Genomic DNA, 25,041 nt, shown 5'->3' on the forward strand with positions numbered 1-25,041 from the left:
GTCAAGTGGCAGGGCCGGGCCGATGTGCGTATCGTGATCGTCGCTTTGCGAAACGGAAATTCTGTCGCATATATGGAGGTGACGGGTGGCTCCCACTTCGGGTGCTGATAGGGCCAAAATGGCCCAGGCCGCCTCGCAGATCGAAGACGCTGCGAACGACATCCGGGGCATGCAGACCGGGCTCAACGGCCGTAAGGGCGCGATGATGGAGGGCTGGGTCGGCAACGCCTCCCTCGCCTTCAACAAGGTCTTCACCGAGTTCGACCAGGCCTTCCGTACCACGCTCGAGCAGCTGGACAAGATCCACGAGAAGCTCGTGGACAACCGGATCCGGTACGAGGCCAACGAAGACCAGACGCAGGCGGACATCCAGCGGCTGAACGCCCTGCTCAACAACTAGGGGACTGACGTGGCTCCCACGGACTACACAAAAGTCAACTTCGGCGCCCTCGCCGACGGTCAGGCCGACTTCCGCCGGGTCTACAACGACCTGAACAACCGGCTGAACAGCCTGGAGAAGTACCTCGAGTCCAACCTCACCGAGTGGGAGGGCGACGCGGTCCAGGCCTACTGGGAGGCCAAGCGCGTCTGGGACAAGGCCTGCCAGGACGTCGCGAACACCATCAACGCGATGAGTGCCGCGATCGGCAACGCCAACCAGAACTACCAGGACACCGAGAACGCCAACCGGCGTATCTGGGGCTGACGGACAAGACAGGCGCCGCCTCCCTCGCGGGGGCGGCGTTCTGCCGCTCACTAGCCATCCGAGGGCAGTACTTTGGGCGATCAGTACCACCCGAACGGCTCGGGCGTCGAGAACGACCTGAGCCGGCACACCCCCAGCACGGGCCCCATGTCGGTCTGGACGGCGCCGCGCGCCACCGGCGACATCGACGTGGAGCGCGACCGGCTCAACGACATCGCGGGCAAGCTGAAGCGCGACCTCGCCGCGCTGGAGGCCGACATCCAGAGCTTCGCGTCGGCCAACTCGGTCTCCGGCGCCTATCTCGGCATCTCCGAGGTCGCCCAGAAGCTCAAGGCGTCGTCGGGCCAGACGCACGGCGCGCTGCTGGAGGCCATGGTCCGGTTGCGCTTCGCCTACGTGGGCGTGATCAACGGGCTGCAGAACACCAGGACGAACTACGAGAACGCCGAGGACCAGATCGAGGCGTACATCCGTAGGCTCGGCGCGTAGAAGGGACACGCATGGCTGAGCAGAGCAGGCTCGACGAGCCCCAGGCCACTCCGACCGGCGCCCCCGCACCGACCCCGCAGAGCGTCGACATGGAGAGCGTCAAGTCCATCATCCGCAGCGTGGACATCGCGAGCGTGACGGGCACCGGCGACATGTACGTGAAGATGGCCGGCCGTCTCAACACGCACGCCGAGAACCTCGTCGCGCACGCCGAGGCGCTCGCCGCCGTCTGGCGCGGCCCCAACGCGGACCTGACCCTGCAGGTGTTCTCCCAGCTCCACACCGCCACCACGGGCATCAGCGCCAACGTCGCCGCGGCCGGGGAGACCTACAAGTGGCTGGGCACCACGATCCTGCCGTTCTACAAGGACAGCGCCCAGAGCATGACCGACGGGTTCATCCGCACCGAGGGGGACGACGACAACGCCCGCCAGCTCCTCGACCGGATGAACGACCGCGTCGCCGAGGCCAACAACGGCCTCCCCACCCAGCTCAGCGTGGTCTTCCCGGAGGTGCAGGGCGGGGAGGATCCGAAGATCTCCGGGCCGGGCGGTCCTGGCGGACCCGGCGGCTACTCGCCTTACGGGCCTTACGGGAACGGGAACGGGACCGGCAACGGGAGCACCGGTTCCTGGACACCGGACTACGACGACGGCCTGTACGCAGGCGGCCCCGGCGGGATCAACGGTCCCGGCGGTCCCGGCGGTCCAGGTGGGCCCGGCGGACCGGGTGGTCCTGGCGGTCCCGGCGGGATCAACGGTCCCGGTGGTCCCGGTGGACCGGGCGGTCCCGGCGGGATCCCGACTCCCGGGGGCCCCGGGGGCCCCGGCAACGGCACCGACCTGGCGGGGAGCCAGCCCTACCAGGGGCCGAACCAGAACCCCTTCAACCTGACCCCCACGGGACCGAACACCGGACCGCCCGCTCAGCCCCTCGGCCCGGGACAACTCCCCGGCCCCGGCGGGCCCGGACCGTTCGCCACCCCGCCCACCGGGTACGCCCCGACCGCTCCCACCGGACCGAACGGCCCCGGTCTCCGGTCTCCGGGAGGCACCCTCCCCCGGACCGCCTTGAGCCAGGGCCCCCACGGTCACGTCATCGGCGGGGCGCACGGGGAATCGGCTCTGTCCTCCCGCGCCGGTCAGCAGACGGCCATGCGCGGCGGCATGCCGATCGGCGGGGCCCGCGCCGGCGGTGCCGGCGGTGGCGAGGGCGAGGAGCACACCCGCACCACCTGGTTGTCGGAGGACGAGGAAGTCTGGGGAACCGATGCCGACGTTCCCCCTTCGGTGATCGGCTGAGATGTTCCGCAGGACGCTCGCAGCGGGGCTGGCGTTGTCCCTCGTGGCCGGCGCCGGCCCCGCTTTCGCTGTGCCGAAGCCACGTGGGGACCAGTGGTGGCTCTCCGCGATGGGCGTCCAGAAGGCCTGGGAGCAGAGCACGGGCCGCGGCGTCACCATCGCGCTCATCGACAGCAGGCCCAACCTCGACCTGCCGGAGTTCGACGGAGCCGACGTCCGCGAAGGCGACAAGTTCAACAAGCGCCAGAATCCGGCTTTGAAGGGCGGGATAGACAAACACCACGGAACGGGCATGCTCGCCGCCATCGCGGCGCAGGGCGGGGGAAGCGGCTACGTGGGGGTGGCGCCGGACGTCACCGTGCTCGCCGTTTCGATCACGGCCCTCGACCGCAGCGAGCTCGCCATCCGCTACGCGATCGACCAGGGGGCCGACGTGGTCAGCATGTCGTTCTCGTCGGTCAATCCCGTGATCAACGATCTCCGTTGCGACGCGGACCTGGAGGACGTCATCGCCTATGCGGCGGAACGCGACGTGGTACTGGTGGCCGCCGCGGGGAACAACCGCTCGGACTCCAACCTGACCTTCCAACCGGCCATGTGCCCCGGTGTCGTCGCCGTCGGCGGCCTGTCCAGAAAACTGAAGCCGCGGAAGAAAGCGCTCGAACAAGACTACATAGCGGTGGCGGCGCCTTCCGAGAAGGTGTTCGGCCTGTCCTACTCCGGCGCCGCGGCCCTGGACGACGGCGGCACCAGCACTGCTACCGCCTACACCAGTGCGGCCGTCGCCCTGCTCCGGGCCAAACACCCCGGCGAGAGCGCCCGCCAGATCGTCTCCCGCCTCCTGTACACCGCCCAGGACGTCCACACCCCCGGCCGCGACGATTTCACCGGCTACGGCCTCATCCGCCCCGACCGCGCCATGACCGCCGAGGTCCCCGCCGGCTTCGCCAACCCGGTCTACGACCGCCTCGACGCCTTCACCAAGAAGCAGGCCGAGCGGAAGGAACTCCTCGAGAACCCCCCGCCCTTCACCGTCGGCGGCGACCCCGAAGACCGCCGAGAGATCACCAGCGACCGGGAGCGCTACGGCCCCTGGCTCATCGGCGGACTCCTCTTCACTCTTGCCGCAGCCGTCTCGGGCCTCCTCGTCTTCCGCAGAAAACGCAGGACGCAGCAGCAACGCCCACAGCTCTGACCAAGAGGGGAGCCTGTGGCCGGCTCCACACCGAACGGATCTCCTCCTGGGCTCGACGCCCTCCTGAACACGAGGGCAACGGCGTCTTCGAGGCGCTCTCCGGGGTGAGGGAGTGCCGGAAGCCCGTCGAGGTCGAGGCCGTCGACTCCTGCTGGCAGGAGACCGCCGTAGGCGTCACCGTCCTGGTGAAGCTGAAGGAGACGGTCCTGCAGGTCTCCTGGCGGTCGCCGGGCTGGCGGAAGATGGGCGAGGAGCGCAAGACAGGGCTCGTGGACCGGCTCGCGCAGTCCGCGGCGCGGGGGCTTCAGGCGTCAGGTGGTGGCCCGGGTGAAGGCGGCTGTGGCCAGGTGGATGGCGGTGGCCTGGGAGGTCTCGGCCAGGAGGGCGGGGTCCACGGCGGTGCCCGCCGCCAGGTGGCGGTCGTAGGGGAGGTGGATGACGGGGACGCCTTCGGCGGCCAGGAGGGCGCGGGAGCGGTTCAGGTCGCCGTCCAGGTGAGGGGTGTGGGTGACCAGGACGACGAGGGTGCGCTGCAGCAGGTGCGAGTGGGGGCTGCGGAGGAACCAGTCGAGCGCGCTGCGGGTGCTGAGGGCGCCGTCGGCGGTGGCGGGGGCGATGAGGATCTGGGCGTGGGACGAGGCCAGGATCCCCTGGTGGAGGTCCGAGGTGAGACCGGGGCCGCAGTCGACGAGGCTGATGCCGAAGTAGCGGCTGAACTCGCCCTGGGCGGTCTGGAACTCCGCGAGGGTCAGCTCGTCGTCCAGGGAGCGTGAGGCCGAGGCGGACGCCACCCACAGGCGCTCCCCGGCCTGCGTCAGGTAGGACTGGGCGGCCTCCCAGTTCGGCAGCGTCGTCAGGCCGCGGTAGGCGCGTTCGGCGTCGACGCCCAGCCGCAGCGGCAGCGAGCCGAGACTCGGGTCGGCGTCCAGGACGAGCGTGCGGTCGCCGCGGTGCGCTGCGATGGTCCGTGCGACGAGCGCCGTCACCGTCGTCTTGCCGGCCCCGCCGCGCAGGCTGGTGACGGCAATCCTCCGGCAGGAGCTGACCACCTGCCCCAGGATCCCGGCGGCGGCCTCCTGCTCGCGCACCGTCTGCGCGGCCCGCGCGCCCACGGCCCGCCGCACCCCGCGCCCCATCCGCCGGGCCAGCGGATCCCCGTGCCGCATCCGCCGCACGAGCTCGTCCGCGATCGGCGTCCCCGACGAAGGAGAGCCCTGCGCCCAGGCCTCCTCTTCCGGGGTCGGGCCCCCCGGCATCCCGGCGCCCCCGTACAGGGCCGCTTCATGGCCGCCCGAATCCGGGTGAACGCCCGCTCCCGGGTCGTGCTGCACACCCGGGTACACGGGCGCGACCGTTCTTCCCTGCCCCGCCTCCGCGACGGGGGGCGTGCTCGGCTGCGGCACTCCGCCGTAAGGAGCCGGTTCGCTCCGGCCCTCTGGAACAGGAGCCGGGGGACGCGCGGCGAGGGGGTCCGGCGGCGCGGGAACGACCGGGCCTCCTCCGCCGTGGGGCGGCTCTCCCCGCATCGCCTGGGCCTCCGGGACCGGAGGGCGTGCGGTGAGGGGGTCGTGCGGTGCGGGGGCGGCCGGGGTCCCTCCGCCGTAGGGCGGCGGTTCGCTCTGGCCCGGCTGGGCCTCCGGAGCCGGGGCGGCGGGGGAAGGCGCGGTGTAGGGGGGCGGTTCGTTCTGGGGCGCGTGGGCGCTCGGAGCGGGTGCCGGTCCGGTCTGATGGCCGGAGGCGAGGGGGTCGTGCGGTGCGGGCGGAGGAGGGAAGGGGGGCGGGGTGAGCGGGGAGGGCTGGGCCGCGGCGGCGATGATGGGGGAGGGGGCGTCGCGGCGGGTGCCGAAGGGGGAGGCGAGGGGGTCGGTGGAGCCGGGCGGGACGCCGCCGGCGAGGCCGCGGGCGGACAGGCCGAGAGCGCGGAGCGTGGAGATCTGCCAGTCGGACACCGCGAGCCTTCCCCCTGAGACGGTGGGAGTGAGTTTAGTGGTGAGTTGTGGTGGTTGTGGGATTAGGATCGGCGGGCTGCCGGATCGGGGAGGGGGCGTCGGGTGTCCAAGGACTTGGTGGTTCTGGGGAGGCGGGAGCCCGACGTCGCGGGAGTGGCGGAGGCCTGCGGGAGCGTGTTCCGGGTGAACGGGACGGGCTGGCCGGTGCAGGTCTTCGACGACGCGGGCCGGCTGGTGCTGACCGTCGAGAGCCCGGTGCTGGTGGAGGCTCAGGGGGAGATCGAGCGGCTGCTGGGCGTGCGCGCCGACCCGCCGGTGTGGTGGGTGGACGTGCGCGCGGCCGGAGACCTGGAGGAGGCCGCGGCCGTCGCGCGCGAGCTCGCCTCCGAGCTGGCCGGGCGGTTCAGCGGCGTGGTCTGGAGCAGCAGATGAGCGTCTCCGACGTCCTCACGGCCAAGGCGTCCGTCCTGCTGCAGGACCGGGCCGTGGTGCCGCTGCTGGGCTGGATGGCGCCGGAGGGCAGGGCGCTGCAGGTGGTGACCCCGCCGACCTCGCGGCTGACACTGCCGCTCAGCCTCGCGCTGATGGGCGCGGACGACCGCTGGGTCGTCGCGGACGGCACGGTCTTCTACGACGGGCTCACCGGCCACTACCTGAGGTGGGACGGCGAGTGCTTCTCCCCGGACCCGCAGGCGCCGGGGCACGCCCCCGGATTCACCGCCAGGTCCGAGACGGCCGTCGGCGGCCAGCTGTTCCTCACCATGGAGAGCCGCGTGCCGCAGGGCGAGCCGCTCGCCGGCGCGCTCGCCCAGGTCTGCCAGGCGGTCCTGGGCTACCCGCCGACGGGCTGGGGCCGCACCGAGCCCGCCGGGATGCGCTGGGACAGGGCGCGCTTCACCGAGGAGCTGGGCAGCCGCCCCGGGCGCGCCGTCGTGGTCTGCTCGGCGGGCATGGTCGCCTCGACGTCCGTCATGCCCCTGCCGGACGGCTCCCACCTGGAGCAGTCGACGGTCGTCATCGGCTTCGCCGACCCCTCGACGGTCCCGGTGCCCCAGATGAGCGGCATCGTCGCCAAGCTGCCGGGCGTGACGGCCGCCTCCGCCCAGGTCCGCTTCGGCCGCCCCGACCTGACCGTCGAGCCGCGCTGGACCGGCGCGCCGGTCCCCATCCAGCTCTGAGCGCGGGTGGCCTGATGCGGTCGGCGGGCGAAGAAGTTCGCGCTAGAAGTGACTTTTCTGGTGACTTGTCATACTTAGCGAGGAGGGTGGTGGCATGTTCCTTGAACTTGGCGCGGGAAGACGGCAACCTTCTTACGCTGGGCAGGTAGGAAACCAACCGGGGAGCAGAGGGCGCTGACCTTGAGTGACGCGGCGAGGCGGACGACGCGGTGATGGACCGGGTCTATGTCGGCTGGCGCTACGACCAGGAGTACCCCGATCCGGGGCCCGAGCCGCGGCCTCCGCACCCGTACGTGGCGGGCACCCCCACCTGGCTGGAGGAGGCCGAGCAGTACCAGGGCGAGACGCTGCGCAACCGCCCGCTGAAGTACACCGCGGCCGGCGCGGCGATCGGCGGGCTGCTCTTCCTCGTGCTGGGCTTCGGGGACTGGCTGCAGTGGGCGTTCGCGCTGGTCGGCCTGCTGGCCTGCCTCAGCGTCATCGGCATCACCGGCTGGGCGGTCTGGCAGGGCGAGCAGGCGGCGCGCATCCGCAGGCGCGCCGACCGGCGGCGCCGCGAGCACGCCCAGGCCCGGATCGCGCAGCGCAGGGCCGAGGCCGAGAACGGCTACGCGCTGGCCCGCCGCAAGTGGGAGGCCGACCGCGCCGCCTACGAGAACCAGCGGGAGTGGCACCCGGTGACGGTCCCGCCCGGCGTCGACCGCGTCGACATCGCCGGCGGCACCCTGGCGGGCTGGGCCGCGGCCGTCACCATGATGGGCGCCGCCCGGCTGGAGGCCGGCTCCCAGGTCACCGTGCTCGACCTGTCGGAGGGCGCGGTCGCCCGCGACCTGCTGCGGCTGTCCGGCGAGGACCCGCTGGTGTGGGTGCTGCCCGACGACCTCAAACGGCTCGACCTCGGCACCCGGCTCAGCCCGGCCGAACTGGCGGACGTGTTGTCGGTGGTGGTCGGCGCCACCGAGACCCGCTCCTCGGTCCGGGACACCTCGATCGACAACTCCCTCCTGGAGCGGCTCATCCCGGTGCTCGGCGGCACCCCGCGCATCGCCCAGATCACCGCGGCGCTGCGGGCGCTGGCCCAGGTCGGCGACCCGCGGGACGACCTGCGGGCGGGCCTGCTCACCGAGGAGCAGCTCGACCGCGTCTCCACCCTCTTCGGGCGCGACGCCGCCGACCGCGTCGTGCTGGAACGCGCCTGGACGCTGGAGTCGCAGCTGCGCAAACTGGAGGACCTCGGCACCGACGCGGTCCACCTGCCGCCCGCCCCGCTGCGCGTCATCTCCCTGGACCGCAGGGCAGGCGTCCTGACCAACAAGGTCCTCGCCACCTACGTCACGACCGCGCTGACCCACCTGCTCCGGCAGACGCCCGCCCACCGGCCGTGGGGCCAGACCCTCTTCCTGTGCGGGGCGGAGAAACTCCGCGGCGACGTCCTGGACCGGCTGACGGACGCATGCGAGACCACCGGGACCGGCCTGGTCCTCATGTACCGCACGATTCCCTCCCACGTGCGCGAACGCCTCGGCCGCGGCAACAGCGCCGTCGGCTTCATGCGCCTGGGCAACGCCTCCGACGCGGCGGCCGCGGCCGACTACCTCGGCGCCGAGTCCCACCTCGTCCTCGCCGAGGCCACCGAGAAGGCCGCCCCCGAGGAGCCCATCGACCCCTACTTCAGCACCGTCGCCTTCGCCCGCCGCGCCATGGGCGAGCACGCCCTCACCGCCCCCCTGACGGCCCCCCGCCCCCGCCGCCCGGCCCTGATCGACCTCATCTCCACCGGCCCCTGGCCCGGCACCGTCGCCGACGCCCAGGCCCCCCAGCGCACCCGCGAACTGCGCCCCGAACGCCGCCAGCTCCAGGACCTCCCGCCCACCGCCATGGTCTTCACCCACGCCAACAGCACCCACCTGGTGGACGCCAACCCGGGCATCATGACGCTCCCCACCGCCCAGCCCCTCCCCGCCGAAGACCCCGCCGACCCCCCGCCCCCCGAAGACTGACCCGACCCGAAACGAAGCCCGCCCCCAGCGCCCATCCCGCCACTGCGGAGGAACGCCCGCCGGCGGTGCGCGTCCCGGGCGGGGCCTTGGTCCAGGGCGAAGCCCGCTTGCGGCATCCGGTTTTTCGCCGTGGTGGGGTGCCTGCTGACGGCGGGCGTCTTGGAGACCGGCCCCGGTCCAGGGCGAAGGATGCTTGCCGGGAGGGGACCGGCCACGGGCAGGGCGGGCTGTGGTTCGTGTCCTCCGGGAGGGAGATCGTTCGGGTCAGGGTGAAGGGCGGTCCGCGGGGCCGGGGTCGTCGGGGGGCGAGAGGAAGCGGTCGGGCCAGGTGAGGACGGACTCCAGCCACGGGGTGCGCAGCGTCTCGGAGAGGTGGCGCAGGCGGGCGTCGGGTTCCAGGCCGACCGAGACGAGCACGAGGTCGTCCTCGTACGGGTCGGGCGGGACGCCCAGCAGCGCGTCATGAGCCACGGGGCGGTTGGCGGGGAGGGCGGGGGACAGCGGATGACGGCTGAGGGCGCGCAGCCGGTGGCCGAGCTTCGCGTCGGGAGGCTGGCGGCGCAGGCCGGGCAGCACGTAGTCCAGCGGGGGCGCCGGAGAGTTCGGATCAGGGTCGGGGGCGTCCAGGGGGAAGAGCTTGTCCATCTCGTGCAGCCAGCGCAGCTGCGGGATCACGAAGCCCGGCCCCGGCGTGGCACGGGGGGCGTCCGAGGGACCTGCGGACAGCAGCGCCGCGGCGGTCTCGGCGACCGCGGACGTCAGGGCGGACGGGTCGAAGTCGGTGCGCAGCGCCAGCGCGCGGCGGCCGACCGAGCGGTCCAGGACGGTGGCGAGCATGCACTCGCGGGTGCGGGAGGCCAGCCGCGACCAGGCGCGCGCCAGGTCGGGCGGGACGGACGGCGGCGGCCGGTCGACCAGGTGCGCCAGCACCAGGACGTCGGCCCACAACCGCAACCAGGCGTGCTCGGCGTCGCCCGACAGGAGGTCGGCCTTGCGCAGCTCGCTCAGCGAGCAGGCGCGCCGGGAGCGGCACTCGGCGCCGCACGCCACCGAGCGGCGCCCCCGGACGGGCGGCGGCGGCCCCGGACGCGACTCCTCGCGGTCCTCGCCCCAGGGCACCCGCACCCGCAGCGGCCGGTCCATCCCGTCGGCGAAGACCGCCGCGTCCCCCGGGCGCAGCGACACCACCTCGCGCGACTGGTCGGGGTCGAGGTTCATCGCCGAACCCACCACATGCCGGTCGTCGTGCGCGGGAAGCCGGTGCACGATCTTCAGCGCGGTGTTCTTGACCACGTCGGGGATGAGCTTCACCGGGATCTGCTCGGCCACGACGATGCCCTCGCCGTAGGCGCGGATCTCGGCGAGCATCCCGGCGAACAGCTCGACCGCGTGCGCCGAGGAGCCCTCCCGGTGGCGCAGCAGCCGGTGCGCCTCCTCGATGACGATGACGTGCTGCAGCCCCCGCGTCCGCCCGGCGCGCGCCCGCATCCGCAGGTGCTCCACCACCCGGATGATGAGCGTGCCCATGAGGAACGCCTTGTCCTCGTCGTTGGCGACGTCCTCGATCGCCAGCACGACGTTCTCGCGCAGCAGCCCGCCGATGTCGGCGTCGTGCCCGCCCTCGAAGAACCGCCCCGCCGAGCCGATGCGCAACGAGCGCAGCCGCACGTCGACGAAGCCCTTCACGTCCGACATCAGCTCCTTGCCGTAGCCGACGTCGTCGATGACCTCCATCGCCGCCTGCTGGAGCTGCTCCAGCGTCGGGACGGCCGGGGGGACCCGCGCGCCGGGCCTGCCGCCGCCCGTCACCACGTCCCAGCCGCACGCCTCGTACACCCGCTGCAGCGCCTGCGCGATGATCTGCGGGAAGGGCTCCTCGGCGGCGAAGGACGCCTGGAACAGCGCGCGGATCATGTCGATGTGCGCCTGGACGGGGTAGCCCGGTTCGGGCGCCAGCGGGTTGACCGACAGCGGCACCGCCGACGGGTCCGACGGGTTGACCACCGTCACCGGGGCGTCGATCCGCCCCGCCATCGCCGCGTACTCGGACTTGGCCGGCTCGATGGCCAGCCACGGCACGCCCGCGTACGTCAGCTGCTCCAGCAGGTGCCGCACCGTCTGGGACTTGCCCGAACCCGTCGCGCCCGTCACGAACGCGTGCCTGTTCAGCGTCTCCAGCGGCACCGAGAACCGCCCGACCGCGCGGTCCTGCCCGTCGAGGATGGCGCCGAGCTCCAGCCCGCCCGGCGGGGTCTCGGAGGTGACGTCGAAGAACCCGCCGTCCAGCACCCGCACCCCCGGCACCTCGCGGCGCGGCAGCCCCGACAACGCGGCCAGCACCCCGGCGGACGAGGCGAACGGGAAGCCGTCCTCGGTGCCGCCGAGCGTCTCGGCGAGCGTGCCGAAGCCGCGGCCGGTGCGCAGCCGGTACGGGTGGTGGCCCAGCTCCAGCGAGCCCACCAGCACCGGGGCGACCTGGTCGAGCTCCGCGGGGGTCGCCGCGCCCGCCAGCACCCGCACGTGCCACAACCCGGCCTCCCGGTAGGCGTCGAGCTCCGCCATGCGCCGCTCGGCCCGCCCCGGGTCGTTCTGCTCGTCGCGGCGCAGAATGCGCAGCTCGTGCCGCAGCTCGCGCAGCTCGGCGTCCAGTTCCTGCTCGGGGCACGGCTCGGCCGCCACCAGCCAGCCGAACGGCCGCCCCAGCAGGGTCATCAGCATCGACTCGAACAACGAGGAGTGCTCGTGGCCCGTCCCGGCCAGGGGAGGCGCCTGCCGGCCCGGGCAGCGCCGCCACACCATGCGCGCCGCCGTGCGCAGCCACTCGTCGCCGCACACCCCGCCCCGCGCGCCGTTGGGGAACAGCAGCGAACCCTGGCCCGACCCCGCGTTCGTGACCAGCTCCAGCGGCGCACCGCCGCCCCTGGACAGCCAGCCCGCCACGAACGGGCGGCGCTGCTGCGCGGCCGACAACGCCGCGGGCAGCACCGTCACGAAATCCCACTCGGCCGAGGAGACCCGCTGCGCCGCAGGGATCGCCTCGATCCGGAACCAAGGCCCGTGCGAGGTCACCACCCCCTCATCATGCCGCCGAGAACCGCCGGCCGCTCACGTTGTCCACAGCCCCACCCGCGAGGGGGGACGGCGATCCCTTCGCGGCCCCGTTCCGTCCGTCCACGGCCCCGCAAGCGCGGAAGAAGGCCGACGAGCTCTCCCCGAAGTCCAGGATCGTCCCGCCTCCTGGCATACGCGGGAGCAAGGCCGTGAGGAGCCCTTTGCCCTCGATTCCGTCTCGCGACCCCGCGTGCGGGGGAGAGGGCCGACGAGTTCTGCCGGAAGTCCCGGATCGTCTCCGCCTCCTCATACGCGCGGGAGAAGGCCGTGGGGAGAAGCCCCGCGTCCTCGTTCCGTCCCGCATCCCGCACGAGCGGGGGAGGGCGTCAGATGGTCTCGCGGGTCCAGGTCTGCAGGCCCTGCTCGGTGGCGATCGGGTTCCACAGGTCGAGGAACTCCCGCTTGGTGTCGGTCGCCTTGTCGGTGACGTCCTTCAGCCGCGCGGCGGCGTCCTTGTCGCAGCCGTCCTCGTCCGCCAGCCAGGTGAGCGCCTCCTGGTTGGAGTCGATGGAGGCCTGGAGCGCGTCGACCAGCGCCTTCTTCACCGCTTCGCCGTTGTCCAGCGCGGAGAGCGACAGCTCGCCGGCGGTGGACAGCTGCCCCTCACGCTCCTCGATGGCGGTCTTGAAGGTGGCGATGTCCTGGTCCTTGTTCGCGCACGTGTAGGTGATGGTCGACAACTTCTTGCGGCTGGCCGACATGTCGCCCAGCAGGGTGTCGACCGCCTGTGCCTCGACCTGGGGGTCGCCCGCGGCGGGGTCGCCCTCCGCGGCGTCGTCGGGGGAGGTGGTGCTCCCGGGCTCTTGGGAGGTGCCGGGCGGGGAGGCCGTCCTGCCGGAACCGTCGTCGTCCTTGGTCCAGAAGACGTAGCCGACGACGATCGCGGCGGTCAGCAGCATGGCGATCAGACCGGCGATCAGCGGTCCCCGCCAGCGCGGCCCCTCGTCGGGAAGCCACTGCTCGCCGTCGTTGCGGGACGGCGGGTTCTGCTGCTCGGGGCCGGCCGACCAGGACTGCTGCTGCTGCGGCCCGCCGCCCCACTGCCGGGGTCCGGGGTCGGCGTCCCAGGGCCGTGCCTCGCCCGGCTGCTCGGCCCACGGCCGCTGGGGTTGCGGTTGGGGTTGCGGCTGCCCGGCCCACGGCCGGTCACCCGGCTGGTCCGACCACGGGCGCTCCTGCGGCCCGTCCGACCACGGCCGCTCCTGGGGTCCGTCCGACCACGGCCGCTCCGGGGGCTGCCCGCCCCAGGGGCGCTCCGGCGGCTGCCCGCCCCACTGCGGCTCCTGCGGCTGCTCGGCCCACGGCCGGTCGTCCTGCGGGGGCGGCCCGGCCTGCCGGTCCTGCCGGACGGGCTCGGGCTGCCAGGGCTCCGGCGGCCAGGGATCGTTCCCGGCAGGCGCCGAGCTCCACGGAGAGACCTCGTCGGCCTGCGGGAGCACGGCATCGCAGCGGGTGCATCGACCGAGCGAACCGGGGGTCTCACTACGGCATTCGGGACACTGCATCGGCGGCCTCGAGTCGGGGGAAACTTGCAGCCAGGACGTTCTTCGACCCACACACTACAGCGGTCACCCGATCACGACCCGTCGAGCACGCTGCACGGGGCGCGCGGGCGCCCGTCAGAAACTCTTGCGTTTGGGCAGCCCGTACTGGGGCGCGACCGGATTCCACAACTTGAGGAAGTTGCTCTTGGCCTGGGTCGCCTGAGCCGAGAGCGCGGCGCCGCGCTTGTAGTCCGCGCCCTTGGGCGGGGTCTTGCCCTTGCAGCCCTGGTTGCCGCGCGCCCAGGCGAGGTAGGCCAGGTCCACGTCGAGCGACAGCTTGAAGGAGCGGGCGAGGGAGTCGCGCAGCTTCGCGGCGTCGGGCAGCTCGGCTATGTCCAGCCGCCGCGCCCGCTGCCACTGCGACTGCCGCTGCTGGGCGACCTGCTGCATGGCGGAGATGGAGGAGGGAAGGCCCTTGCACTTGCGGGCCTGCACCAGCGCGCCGCCCAGCACGCCCCGGCTCTTGGCGCTGGCGTTGAGCAGCGCCTGCACCTTCCTGGCCTGCTTCGCCGCGGCGGATTCGGCGGCGGGCGCGTCCACCGGCTGCTGCGCGACGGGCGGCTGCGACGGTTGGAGCTTCTTCTTCTCGTCCTCGCCGTTGAGGAACACGAAGGCGACCGAGGCCACGGCGACGGTGACCAGCGCGGCCACCCCGATGAGGAGCGGCTTGTTCTTGGCGCGGCCGCCGGCGGCCGGGGAGGGGTGCGAGGGGGCCGTGGGCGGCCCGCCGGCCTCCCACCGCGGATTCTCCTCGCGAGGGGCGCCCCAGGCGGGCGGCTGCGGGAACCCTCCGGGCCCGCCCATCGGCGCGGGTGAGGGAACGGGAGCGAAGCCCTGCTGCGGCTGCTCGTAGGCGTTCTGCGGTGCGGACGCGACGTACGGCGGCCCGGAGGCGGGCGCGTGCGGCTGCGCGTACTCGGGTTGCGTGTATTCGGGTTGGACGTACTCCGGCTGCGTGTACTCGGGCTGGACGTACTCCGGCTGCGCGTGCGGAGGCCCGGCCGCGAGCCCGTTCTGCGGCACGGGCGGGACGTGGGGCGGCTCGGCGGCCAGGGCTCCGGGGTGGCCGGGCTGCGCGGTGTCGGGCGCGCCCATGGCCGCGAAGGTGGAGTCGGCGGGGAAGACGACGGGCGGGGCGGCCGGCTCGGGCGTCTCGTCGAACACCGGGACGAACGGACCGGTCTGCGTCTGCGGGGTCCCGTTCGGGGGACCGCCGGCGGGCTGCTCCTGCGCCGGACCGGCGAACCAGGAGTCGGGAACGACCGGCACGGCCGGCGTCTCGGGCACCTGCGGCGCCGCGGGCTGCGGGGCCCACGCCTGCTGCTGGGGCAGCGGGACGGGGCCGGAGGCCTCGTCCATGGCGGGCGTCCACCACTCGGTGGACTCCCCGGGCGCGGGCGCGGCGGGCACGGGGAGACCGGACCCGGGCGTCCCGGACACGGGCGCCACGGGCGTCTCGGCCGGGGACCCGGCGGGAGGCACGGGGGTCCAGGAGCCGGTCGGCTCCTCGGCCTGCGGCCACGGCGCCCGGTCGAACATGATCGTCTTCTCGGTGCTGCTCGTGGGCGCGGCATACGCGCCGGCGAGCGCGGACAGAGAGGTGTGGCAGCGGGCGCAGTGCGATTGCCCCTCGGACGCCGGCGCGGCGCAGGACGGACACTGCATGGCACTTACCCTTCTCGCAAAGTTCTCCGGTGATTCTGCCTTGTCGCTGCGCTGAGTAGGGGCGCAAGGAAGATTCCTCGGTACAAGTGGCATTTGGTGTGCTTGTCTAGCTGGGCCATCCCGGTTAATGCGGCGTTCATCACATTGATACGATTTGTAGGCGTGGCACAGCGGACCGTAGTACGGCCGGTGGTTCGGCCGAGATCAACACCGTAATGACCGGGTCACCCATTAGAGTCGAGTGCAGTCAGGCTTTAGGGAAAGAGATTCCATGAGTGATCTTCCGCTGCGGTCGCAGCTGGCGGTCGCGCTGGGCCGTACCGCGTCCAGGATGTCGCGGCTGGCCGGACGCGGCGACGGGTCGGTGATCGGGGGGAAGATCGGGCTCAAGCTCGACCCCGAGCTGCTGACGAGGCTCTCCGCCGACCGCAAGCTGGTGCTGGTGAGCGCCACGAACGGCAAGACGACGACGACCCGGCTGATCGCCAGCGCGATGAGCGGGCTCGGCGAGGTCGCCACCAACGCCTTCGGCGCGAACATGCCCACCGGCCACGTCAGCGCGCTGGCCGCCGCCCCCGGCGCCCGCTACGGCGTGCTGGAGTGCGACGAGAAGTACGTGCCGCTGGTGCTGAGGGAGACCGGCGCCAACGTCGTCCTGCTGATGAACCTCAGCCGCGACCAGATGGACCGCGCGGGCGAGATCTGGCAGCTGGCGGGCAAGTGGCGCAAGGCGCTGGAGGGCGTGGACACCCACGTCGTGGCCAACTGCGACGACCCGCTGGTCACCTGGGGCGCCTCCACCGCCAAGCAGGTCACCTGGGTCGCCGCCGGCCAGCACTGGCGCGAGGACTCCTGGTGCTGCCCCGAGTGCGGCGGCCCGCTGGACCGCGAGGCCAGCCACTGGGCCTGCCGCCAGTGCCCCTTCGCCCGCCCCAAGCCCGACTGGATCCTGCACGGCGACCGGGTGACCGCCCCCGGCGGCCGCACCTACGACCTGGACCTGCAGCTGCCCGGCCGGGCCAACCGCTCCAACGGCGCGATGTCGCTGGCCGTGGTCTCCCTGTTCGGCATCGCGCCCGAGCAGGCGCTGCCGCTGCTGGGCCGGGTCGCCTCGGTGGCCGGCCGCTACACCACGGTCCAGCACGAGGGCCGCGACATCCGGCTGCTGCTGGCCAAGAACCCGGCCGGCTGGCTGGAGGCCTTCGACGTGCTGGAGCCCGCGCCCGGCCCGGTCGCCCTGGCCATCAACGCCCAGGGCCCCGACGGTCGCGACACCTCCTGGTTGTGGGACGTGGACTACCGCGTGCTCAGGGGGCGCCCCGTGTGGGCCGCCGGCGAGCGCAGGCTCGACCTCGCCGCCCGGCTGGAGGCCGCCGAGGTCGACTTCCGGGTGGTCGACGACATCGAGCAGGCCGTCATGGCCGTCCCGCCCGGCAAGCTGGACGTGATCGCCAACTACACCGCCTTCCAGAACATCCGAACGAGGTACGGCCGTGCCCTCTGACGCCATCAAGATCGTCTGGATCTACCCCGACCTGCTCAGCACCTACGGCGACCGCGGCAACTGCATCGTCCTGGAGCGCAGGGCCAAGCTGCGCGGCATCGCCACCCGCACCGTCAACGTGCGCTCCGACGAACCGGTGCCGGTCGACGGCGACATCTACCTGCTGGGCGGCGGTGAGGACCGCCCGCAGATCCTGGCGGCCCAGCGGCTGCACGGCGACGGCGGCCTGCACAAGGCCGTGGGGTTCGGTGCCTCGGTGTTCGCCGTGTGCGCCGGCTACCAGCTGCTCGGCCACGAGTTCGGCGGCGAGGAGGGTCAGCCCGTCCAGGGCCTCGGCCTGCTCAACATCCGCAGCGGCCGCGGCGAGAACCGCGCGGTCGGCGAGCTGGCCGGCGAGGTCGACCCCGCCCTGGGCGTCCCGATGATCACCGGTTTCGAGAACCACCAGGGCGTCACCTTCCTGGGCGAGGGCGTCAAACCGCTGGCCCGGGTCGCGGTGGGCGTCGGCAACGGCGACGGCTACGAGGGCGCCTACAGCGGCAAGGTCATGGGCACCTACATGCACGGCCCCGCCCTGGTCCGCAACCCCGCGCTGGCCGACCTGCTGCTCGGCTGGGCGGTCGGGCGGCGGCTGGAGCCGGTGGACGACACCTGGTCGGGCAGGCTCCGCGAGGAGCGCCTGCGCGCGGTCCTGCCGGGCTGAGCGCACCCGGGCGAAGACGGGCGAGAGCCGCACGGAGGACTCCGTGCGGCTCTCGCTGTTTATCCGAGTTTCTGCTGATTCTGCTGTTTCTTCCTGCGTTGCCGCCGGATTCGGAATGTTCTCCGCCAAGCCGGGCAGATAAGGGAGGCGTCAGACCGTTGATCCAGTGAACGGTCCAGCACACGGGGGAGGACTGCACATGCCCGACAGGCACGAGCGCATCCCGGATCACGATCCGCAGATGGGCGACGACGAGCAGGAGTTCCAGGACGAACTGGTGCGCTCCTATGAGGAGGACCCGCCCCGGGACCTGGACTTCAACGTCGAGGTCGAGGATCAGGGCGAGATGGGCATCAGCCGCTGGGTGGAGCAGGAGACCCGCACCGGTGACCGCCCCGCGGACGACCTGCCCGCGGAGCAGGCGGCGGTGCACGTGCAGCGCCGCGCCCAGCGGACGGAGCCCGAGTAGGCCGTCAGTAGACCAGGGCCTGCGCGCCCTCCCGGGTGACCTCCTCGACGAAGGCCGGGGCGCCCGCGATGCGGACGCCCTCGATGAGGTCGGCCTCGGTGAGGTCGCGCCGGGCCGCGCACTGCGTGCAGAGGGTGACCCGGCCGCCGGAGAGGACCACCTGCAGCAGATCGGAGACCGGTGTCGCGTGGGGGAGGGCGGGGAACTCCGCCGCCTTCCCCGGCACCGCGAACCAGGCGGCCTCGCCGGTCAGCCACAGCGAGACGGCCACCCCGCTGGCGACCGCCGCCGCCGCGACGGTGAAGGCCTGATTGGTGCGCTCGGACGCCTCCGCACCCGCTGTTACTTTGATCACCAATGATCGAGTCATGGCGGCAGCCTACTTCCGTGGTTTTCGGTGTCTTCCCTTGCCCGTTCCGTAGGGAAATTTCCTTGATCTCACCATGAATGATTTGCCGTATGCAGATGCAGAAGGCAGTCTGTGACTGGTCGCGTGATATAGGCGCGACCCAGTGAGAACACCAGAACCCGGTGCTGTGAGGAGCCTACCGATGACCGAGCAGAACGGCCCGCAGTGGCCGTCGCCCGAAGAGCCGGCGTCGGCCGAACAGCCCGCCGTACCCGACCAGGACGATCCGCCCACCCGCCCCGCGGGCGAGCGCACGGTGGTCTTCGGTGCGCCGCAGCTTCGCACCCCCCGGCCGCCGGCCCAGCCGCCCGCCGAGCCCGCACAGCCTGCGCCGCAGCCGGAGCAGCCCTCCTGGCAGCCCCCGCAGGCGCCCCAGGGCTGGCAGCAGCAGCCCCAGCAGCCGGCCTACCAGCCGCCCGCGGAGCAGCAGCCCTTCGCCCCGCCGGCCGCCTACCAGCAGCCCCAGGCCGAGCAGCCCGGCGCCTTCGCGCCGCCCGCTCCGCAGCCCGGGGCGTTCGCACCCCCGCAGCCGGCCCAGCCGCCCGCGTTCCAGCCTCCGGCGTTCCAGGCCCCGGCGGAACAGCCGCCCGCGGAGCAGCCTCCCGCGTTCCAGGCCCCCGCGGAGCAGCCTCCGGCGTTCCAGCCGCCGCCCGCGGAGCAGCCCTCCGCGCCCTACCGTTCGGGTGACACCGGCGGTTTCCCCCCGGTCCGCTCCGGCGACACCGGTGGCTTCGCTCCGATCCGTTCCGGTGACACCGGTGGTTTCGCGCCGCTCCAGGAGCCCTCGGCCTTCCCGCCGCCGCAGCCGTTCCAGCCGCCCGCGCAGCAGGAGCAGCCCGCCCCGTCCCCGTACGAGACGGCGAAGGAGCCCGCGGGGAACGAGGACCCGTGGGGCACGGCCCCGGTGCCCCGCCCGGAGCTCGGACGGCACCGCGCTCCCGAGCCCCAGCCGGGCTCCCCCCAGGTGGAGGAGGCGGCGCCGACGGTCTTCGTCCAGCAGCCCGTCCGTCCCGACATCCCGCTGGTGACCGGCAGGCCCGCCGAGCCCGAGGCGCCGCAGGCCGGCGAGTCCTCCCCCTACGGCGCGCCCGCGCAGGGCGCCCCGTCCGCCCCGGTGGGCGGCGAGACCAGGATGGACTTCAGCGCCCGCGACTGGCAGCAGCAGCCGCAGCCGGTCCAGCCGCAGGCCCAGGACGAGGACGCCACCCAGGCGTTCACCCCCGGCCAGTTCGGCCAGGACCCGTACGCCCAGCAGGCGCAGCCGTCCTACGGCCAGCAGGCCGCGTACGGGCAGCCCCAGGAGCAGTACGGCCAGCAGCCCCAGGAACAGCCCTACGGTCAGCAGCCCCAGGAACAGCCCTACAGTCAGCAGCCCCAGGAACAGCCCTACGGGCAACAGCCGCAGGAGCAGCAGTCCTACGGGCAGCCCCAGCAGCCCTATGGCCAGGCGCAGGAGCAGTACGGCCAGCAGGCGCAGCAGCAGTCCTACGGGCAGCAGTCCCAGCAGCCCTACGGCCAGCCCGAGCAGTACGGCCAGCAGCCCTACGGCCAGCAGGCCGCCTACGGGCAGCAGCAGGATCAGCAGCCCCAGCAGCAGTACGGCCAGCAGCAGGACCAGCCCTACGGCCAGCAGCCCGCCTACGGGCAGCAGCCTTACGGCCAGCCCGAGCAGTACGGGCAGCAGAAGCCCCAGCAGGCGGAGGCGGCCGAGGAGGGCGGCTCCAACAAGATCTGGATCTGGCTCGGTCTGGTCGCCCTGGTGGCGGTCATCGTGATAGTGGCGGCGTTCCTCATCTAGCCCGGCCGACACGCCCGGCACCGGCCGTGCCGGAGGCCGAAGCGCGGGGACCCGTATGATCTTCATGACATACGGGTCTCTTCTCTTTTCCCGGACAGACGGGAACTTTCATCTCGGAGACCTGCGTTCTTCATGTCGATGGGTCCGTGTGCGAGCAGCGGGGGAACGGACCCGAGCCCTGGAACCCGTCCCGCCAAGGTTGCGCGAGAGGCCTTCCAACCGGTAATGCCCATTCGCTTTGACCTCGGGTGAGGCGTTGGGTACTCTCTTCCTTCGTGCCCGCGCTGCGCGGGCTCGCATGCGTGCTCTCGTAAGGCGGCCGGAGGCAGCCGGGAGAGCGGCGTAGATCACTCCCCCGGCTCGGTGGGCTCCTGCTATGGAGCCGGACGGGTCACGGACGGCGCGACACGCCCGACCACGGGGGTCGGTGAAGCAAGTAAACCTGCAGGTCAGAGACGTGCGAACGTGGCTGATCAGGGTTATGCGCGGACGAAAAATTCCGGGTGTGACTCGCGCATACAAAACAGAGCGTGGACCGACCATGCTCACCCGGTCGCGGAGGCCGGGCCCGGTACGACGAAGGAAGACGGAGAAGCGGTGCCCACAATCCAGCAGCTGGTCCGCAAGGGCCGCCAGGACAAGGTGACCAAGAACAAGACACCCGCGCTGAAGGGGAGCCCTCAGCGCCGCGGTGTTTGCACGCGTGTTTACACGACGACGCCCAAGAAGCCGAACTCGGCTCTGCGCAAGGTCGCCCGTGTCCGCCTGACCAGTGGCATCGAGGTCACCGCGTACATCCCCGGTGTCGGGCACAACCTGCAGGAGCACTCCATCGTGCTCGTGCGCGGCGGTCGTGTTAAGGACCTGCCCGGTGTTCGCTACAAGATCATCCGCGGTTCGCTGGACACCCAGGGCGTCCGCAACCGCAAGCAGGCGCGCAGCCGCTACGGCGCGAAGAAGGAGAAGAGCTAATGCCGCGTAAGGGCCCTGCGGGCAAGCGCGTACTGGTCGCTGACCCGGTGTACAACTCCCCGCTGGTCACCAGCCTGGTCAACAAGATCCTGCTGGACGGCAAGCGCTCCATCGCCGAGCGCATCGTCTACAACGCCCTCGAAGGCTGCCGCGAGAAGACCGGCAACGACCCGGTCGTCACGCTCAAGCGCGCTCTCGACAACGTCAAGCCGACCATCGAGGTCAAGTCCCGCCGCGTCGGTGGCGCCACCTACCAGGTCCCGGTCGAGGTCCGCCCGGCCCGCAGCACCACCCTGGCGCTGCGCTGGCTGGTCACCTACTCCCGCGCCCGCCGCGAGAAGACCATGACCGAGCGTCTGATGAACGAGCTGCTCGACGCCTCCAACGGCCTCGGCGCCTCGGTCAAGAAGCGCGAGGACACCCACAAGATGGCCGACTCCAACAAGGCCTTCGCCCACTACCGCTGGTAGCAGCGGCCGGCCGAACCCACGAGAGCAAGGACGCGAGCACCATGGCTGCTAAGACCGGTGTGGACCTCTCCAAGGTCCGCAACATCGGGATCATGGCCCACATCGATGCCGGCAAGACCACGACGACCGAGCGCATCCTGTACTACACGGGCATGAGCTACAAGATCGGCGAGGTCCACGACGGCGCTGCGACCACCGACTGGATGGAGCAGGAGCAGGAGCGCGGCATCACGATCACCTCCGCCGCGGTGACCTGCAAGTGGCCGGTCGAGAACGTCGAGCACACCATCAACATCATCGACACTCCGGGCCACGTCGACTTCACCGTCGAGGTGGAGCGCTCGCTGCGCGTCCTGGACGGCGCCGTCACCGTCTTCGACGGTGTGGCCGGTGTCGAGCCGCAGTCCGAGACCGTGTGGCGTCAGGCCGACCGCTACGGCGTTCCGCGCATCTGCTTCGTCAACAAGCTGGACCGCACCGGCGCCGACTTCCACCGCTGCGTGGACATGATCGTGAACCGCCTCAACGCGATTCCGCTGGTCATGCAGCTGCCGATCGGCGCCGAGGCGGACTTCCTGGGCGTCATCGACCTGGTCAAGATGAAGGCCCTGGTGTGGAACGCCGAGGCCAAGCTGGGCGAGATGTACAACGAGGCGGACATCCCGGCCGACATGGCCGACGCCGCCGAGGAGGCCCGCGCCCAGCTCATCGAGACGCTCTCCGAGAACGACGACGAGCTCATGGAGCTGTACCTGGAGGGCGAGGAGCCCTCCATCGAGCAGCTCATGGCCGGCATCCGCCGGGCGACCCTGGCCGCCAAGCTGACCCCCGTGTTCTGCGGCACCGCCTTCAAGAACAAGGGTGTGCAGCCGCTGCTGGACGCCATCATCCGGTACCTGCCGTCGCCGCTGGACATCGAGGCGATCGAGGGCCACAAGATGGGCGACGAGGACACCGTCATCGCCCGTCAGCCGAGCGAGGACGAGCCCTTCTCCGGCCTGGCCTTCAAGATCATGTCCGACCCGCACCTGGGCAAGCTGACCTTCGTGCGCGTCTACTCCGGCGTGCTGGAGTCCGGCTCCTCCGTCCTGAACTCCGTTCGGGACAAGAAGGAGCGCATCGGCAAGATCTACCGCATGCACGCCAACAAGCGTGAGGAGATCGACCGCGTGGGCGCCGGCGACATCGTCGCCGTCATGGGTCTCAAGCAGACCACCACGGGCGAGACGCTCTGCGACGACAAGAACCCCGTGGTCCTGGAGTCGATGAGCTTCCCGAACCCGGTCATCGACGTGGCGATCGAGCCCAAGACCAAGGCCGACCAGCAGAAGCTGGGCACCGCCATCCAGCGGCTGGCCGAGGAGGACCCGTCCTTCCGGGTCCACACCGATGAGGAGACCGGCCAGACCGTCATCTCCGGCATGGGCGAGCTCCACCTGGAGATCCTCGTCGACCGGATGAAGCGCGAGTTCAAGGTCGACGCCAACATCGGCCGTCCGCAGGTCGCCTACCGCGAGACGATCACCAAGAAGGTCGAGAAGGTCGAGTACACCCACAAGAAGCAGACGGGTGGCTCCGGCCAGTTCGGCCGAGTGATCATCACGCTGGAGCCGATCGGCGGCGGCAGCGACGGCTACGAGTTCGTCAACAAGGTCACCGGTGGCCGCATCCCCCGGGAGTACATCCCGTCGGTGGACGCCGGCTGCCAGGAGGCCGCGGAGTTCGGCGTCCTCGCGGGCTACCCGATGGTGGGCGTGAAGGTCACCCTCCTCGACGGTGCCTACCACGAGGTCGACTCCTCGGAGATGGCCTTCAAGGTCGCCGGTTCGATGGCGTTCAAGGAGGCCGCCCGCCGGGCGACCCCCGCGCTGCTCGAGCCGGTCATGGCGGTCGAGGTCACCACGCCCGAGGACAACATGGGCGACGTGATCGGCGACCTGAACAGCCGCCGCGGCCAGATCCAGGCCATGGACGAGTCGCACGGCGCCCGTATCGTCCGAGCGCTCGTACCGCTCTCGGAGATGTTCGGCTACGTGGGTGACCTGCGCAGCAAGACCCAGGGCCGGGCTGTTTTCAGCATGCAGTTCGACTCCTACGCCGAGGTTCCCTCGAACGTCGCGCAGGAGATCATCGCCAAGGCCAAGGGCGAATAGCCCGCGGCCTGGGCACCACCAAGCCAGACAGACCTGCACCCCACGCCAGTGGGGGATGGACCAAGTCAGAATCACTGAGGAGAACCTCGTGGCGAAGGCCAAGTTCGAGCGGACGAAGCCGCACGTAAACATCGGCACCATCGGTCACATCGACCACGGTAAGACCACCCTTACCGCGGCGATCACCAAGGTGCTGCACGACGCCTACCCGGACGTCAACCCGTTCACGCCGTTCGAGGACATCGACAAGGCTCCCGAGGAGCGCGAGCGCGGTATCACCATCTCGATCGCGCACGTCGAGTACCAGACCGAGTCCCGGCACTACGCCCACGTCGACTGCCCGGGTCACGCGGACTACGTCAAGAACATGATCACCGGTGCCGCCCAGATGGACGGCGCGATCCTGGTCGTGGCGGCCACCGACGGCCCGATGCCGCAGACCCGCGAGCACGTGCTGCTCGCCCGCCAGGTCGGCGTGCCCTACATCGTCGTCGCGCTGAACAAGTGCGACATGGTGGACGACGAGGAGATCCTGGAGCTCGTCGAGCTCGAGGTCCGTGAGCTGCTGAGCGACCAGGAGTTCCCGGGCGACGACCTGCCGGTCGTGCGCATCTCCGCCTACCAGGCGCTGCAGGGCGACGAGAAGTGGACCCAGTCCATCCTCGAGCTCATGAAGGCCGTGGACGAGAACGTCCCGCAGCCCGAGCGCGACACCGAGAAGCCGTTCCTGATGCCGATCGAGGACGTCTTCTCGATCACCGGCCGCGGCACCGTCGTCACCGGCCGCATCGAGCGCGGTGTCGTCAACGTCAACGAGGTCGTCGACATCATCGGCATCAAGGAGAAGAGCACCTCCACCACCGTCACCGGTGTGGAGATGTTCCGCAAGCTCCTCGACCAGGGCCAGGCGGGCGACAACGTCGGCCTCCTGCTGCGCGGCATCAAGCGCGAGGACGTCGAGCGCGGCCAGTGTGTCATCAAGCCGGGCACCAACACCCCGCACACCGAGTTCGAGGCCCAGGTCTACATCCTGGGCAAGGACGAGGGCGGCCGCCACACCCCGTTCTTCAACAACTACCGCCCGCAGTTCTACTTCCGCACCACCGACGTGACCGGTGTGGTGAACCTCCCCGAGGGCACCGAGATGGTCATGCCGGGCGACAACACCGAGATGCGCGTCGAGCTCATCCAGCCGGTCGCCATGGAAGAGGGCCTGAAGTTCGCCATCCGTGAGGGTGGCCGGACGGTCGGCGCGGGTCGCGTCACCAAGATCCTCAAGTAGGCAGCACCACATATGTGACCGCGGGGGAGTGCCCCGTTCGGCGGAAGGTACCCCCGCGGTTGCATATGATTGAACCTTGTCCCTGGACAGGGATACGCGCGAGTGCGAGAGCACTCGCTTTGACACGTCAGCCCGCCTCTCGT

21 protein-coding genes are annotated in these 25,041 nt (G+C 71.6%); 16 read left to right on the forward strand and 5 right to left on the reverse strand.

Features of this window, described 5'->3' with window-relative positions; translation table 11 throughout:
• Nucleotides 1–85: 85 nt before the first annotated feature.
• The 5 genes from C2865_RS32000 to C2865_RS32020 all read left to right on the forward strand — a co-directional run bounded on the left by C2865_RS32000 (nt 86) and on the right by C2865_RS32020 (nt 3,691).
• The gene (locus tag C2865_RS32000) at nt 86–400 is read left to right on the forward strand and encodes a WXG100 family type VII secretion target (protein WP_157963987.1); all 315 of its coding nucleotides are present in this window, start codon (nt 86–88) and stop codon (nt 398–400) included.
• A 9-nt stretch (nt 401–409) separates the two neighbouring features.
• Nucleotides 410–706, forward strand: a complete 297-nt coding sequence (locus tag C2865_RS32005; RefSeq protein ID WP_106402371.1) for a WXG100 family type VII secretion target — start codon at nt 410–412, stop codon at nt 704–706.
• Between the two features lie 72 nt (nt 707–778).
• Nucleotides 779–1,195, forward strand: coding sequence for a hypothetical protein (locus tag C2865_RS32010; RefSeq protein ID WP_106402372.1), 417 nt, complete (start codon nt 779–781; stop codon nt 1,193–1,195).
• Between the two features lie 11 nt (nt 1,196–1,206).
• A complete protein-coding gene (locus C2865_RS41100) occupies nt 1,207–2,496 on the forward strand; it encodes a hypothetical protein (RefSeq protein ID WP_232835915.1) in 1,290 nt (429 codons plus the stop codon).
• Between the two features lie 70 nt (nt 2,497–2,566).
• A complete protein-coding gene (locus tag C2865_RS32020; protein ID WP_157963988.1) occupies nt 2,567–3,691 on the forward strand; it encodes a S8 family serine peptidase in 1,125 nt (374 codons plus the stop codon).
• A 311-nt stretch (nt 3,692–4,002) separates the two neighbouring features.
• On the opposite strand, the gene C2865_RS32025 is transcribed toward C2865_RS32020, so the two are convergent.
• Nucleotides 4,003–5,640, reverse strand: coding sequence for a MinD/ParA family ATP-binding protein (locus C2865_RS32025; RefSeq protein ID WP_106402374.1), 1,638 nt, complete (start codon nt 5,638–5,640; stop codon nt 4,003–4,005).
• Between the two features lie 102 nt (nt 5,641–5,742).
• Here C2865_RS32025 and C2865_RS32030 point away from each other — a divergent pair, with 102 nt between their 5' ends.
• From C2865_RS32030 to C2865_RS32040, 3 genes are all read left to right on the forward strand, one after another.
• Nucleotides 5,743–6,072 (forward strand): hypothetical protein, encoded by a 330-nt coding sequence (locus C2865_RS32030; RefSeq protein ID WP_106402375.1) that lies wholly within the window; start codon nt 5,743–5,745, stop codon nt 6,070–6,072.
• The gene (locus C2865_RS32035) at nt 6,069–6,818 is read left to right on the forward strand and encodes a DUF6177 family protein (protein ID WP_106402376.1); all 750 of its coding nucleotides are present in this window, start codon (nt 6,069–6,071) and stop codon (nt 6,816–6,818) included. Before C2865_RS32030 ends, C2865_RS32035 begins: the two co-directional genes overlap by 4 nt.
• Nucleotides 6,819–7,030: 212 nt before the next feature.
• On the forward strand, nt 7,031–8,818 hold the full coding sequence (locus C2865_RS32040; protein WP_106402377.1) for a hypothetical protein: 1,788 nt from the start codon (nt 7,031–7,033) through the stop codon (nt 8,816–8,818).
• 264 nt (nt 8,819–9,082) lie between these two features.
• Here C2865_RS32040 and C2865_RS32045 read toward each other — a convergent pair whose 3' ends face one another.
• The 3 genes from C2865_RS32045 to C2865_RS32055 form a co-directional block, all read right to left on the reverse strand.
• Nucleotides 9,083–11,890 carry an ATP-binding protein gene (locus C2865_RS32045; protein WP_106402378.1) on the reverse strand — a complete coding sequence of 936 codons (2,808 nt, stop codon included), beginning with the start codon at nt 11,888–11,890 and terminating at the stop codon, nt 9,083–9,085.
• Nucleotides 11,891–12,255: 365 nt separating this feature from the next.
• A complete protein-coding gene (locus tag C2865_RS32050) occupies nt 12,256–13,368 on the reverse strand; it encodes a hypothetical protein (RefSeq protein ID WP_106402379.1) in 1,113 nt (370 codons plus the stop codon).
• 180 nt (nt 13,369–13,548) lie between these two features.
• The gene (locus C2865_RS32055; protein WP_157963989.1) at nt 13,549–15,138 is read right to left on the reverse strand and encodes a hypothetical protein; all 1,590 of its coding nucleotides are present in this window, start codon (nt 15,136–15,138) and stop codon (nt 13,549–13,551) included.
• A gap of 271 nt (nt 15,139–15,409) precedes the next feature.
• Here C2865_RS32055 and C2865_RS32065 point away from each other — a divergent pair, with 271 nt between their 5' ends.
• The 3 genes from C2865_RS32065 (at nt 15,410) to C2865_RS32075 (ending at nt 17,814) form a co-directional block, all read left to right on the forward strand.
• On the forward strand, nt 15,410–16,642 hold the full coding sequence (locus C2865_RS32065; RefSeq protein ID WP_106402382.1) for a Mur ligase family protein: 1,233 nt from the start codon (nt 15,410–15,412) through the stop codon (nt 16,640–16,642).
• The gene (locus tag C2865_RS32070) at nt 16,632–17,345 is read left to right on the forward strand and encodes a type 1 glutamine amidotransferase (RefSeq protein ID WP_106402383.1); all 714 of its coding nucleotides are present in this window, start codon (nt 16,632–16,634) and stop codon (nt 17,343–17,345) included. Before C2865_RS32065 ends, C2865_RS32070 begins: the two co-directional genes overlap by 11 nt.
• 199 nt (nt 17,346–17,544) lie before the next feature.
• On the forward strand, nt 17,545–17,814 hold the full coding sequence (locus tag C2865_RS32075; RefSeq protein ID WP_106402384.1) for a hypothetical protein: 270 nt from the start codon (nt 17,545–17,547) through the stop codon (nt 17,812–17,814).
• Nucleotides 17,815–17,818: 4 nt separating this feature from the next.
• On the opposite strand, the gene C2865_RS32080 is transcribed toward C2865_RS32075, so the two are convergent.
• A complete protein-coding gene (locus C2865_RS32080) occupies nt 17,819–18,184 on the reverse strand; it encodes a DsrE family protein (RefSeq protein WP_106402385.1) in 366 nt (121 codons plus the stop codon).
• A gap of 181 nt (nt 18,185–18,365) precedes the next feature.
• Here C2865_RS32080 and C2865_RS40320 point away from each other — a divergent pair, with 181 nt between their 5' ends.
• From C2865_RS40320 to tuf, 5 genes are all read left to right on the forward strand, one after another.
• Nucleotides 18,366–20,021 (forward strand): hypothetical protein, encoded by a 1,656-nt coding sequence (locus tag C2865_RS40320; protein WP_106402386.1) that lies wholly within the window; start codon nt 18,366–18,368, stop codon nt 20,019–20,021.
• A 597-nt stretch (nt 20,022–20,618) separates the two neighbouring features.
• The gene (gene rpsL / locus C2865_RS32090; RefSeq protein WP_019632621.1) at nt 20,619–20,993 is read left to right on the forward strand and encodes a 30S ribosomal protein S12; all 375 of its coding nucleotides are present in this window, start codon (nt 20,619–20,621) and stop codon (nt 20,991–20,993) included.
• On the forward strand, nt 20,993–21,463 hold the full coding sequence (gene rpsG, locus C2865_RS32095) for a 30S ribosomal protein S7 (RefSeq protein WP_106402387.1): 471 nt from the start codon (nt 20,993–20,995) through the stop codon (nt 21,461–21,463). The genes rpsL and rpsG overlap by 1 nt, the downstream gene beginning before the upstream one ends.
• A gap of 41 nt (nt 21,464–21,504) precedes the next feature.
• On the forward strand, nt 21,505–23,616 hold the full coding sequence (fusA, locus tag C2865_RS32100) for an elongation factor G (RefSeq protein ID WP_106402388.1): 2,112 nt from the start codon (nt 21,505–21,507) through the stop codon (nt 23,614–23,616).
• An 88-nt stretch (nt 23,617–23,704) separates the two neighbouring features.
• A complete protein-coding gene (gene tuf, locus C2865_RS32105) occupies nt 23,705–24,898 on the forward strand; it encodes an elongation factor Tu (protein ID WP_106402389.1) in 1,194 nt (397 codons plus the stop codon).
• Nucleotides 24,899–25,041: the final 143 nt, after the last annotated feature.

The organism is Actinocorallia populi (assembly GCF_002995495.1).
Lineage (GTDB): Bacteria > Actinomycetota > Actinomycetes > Streptosporangiales > Streptosporangiaceae > Actinocorallia > Actinocorallia populi.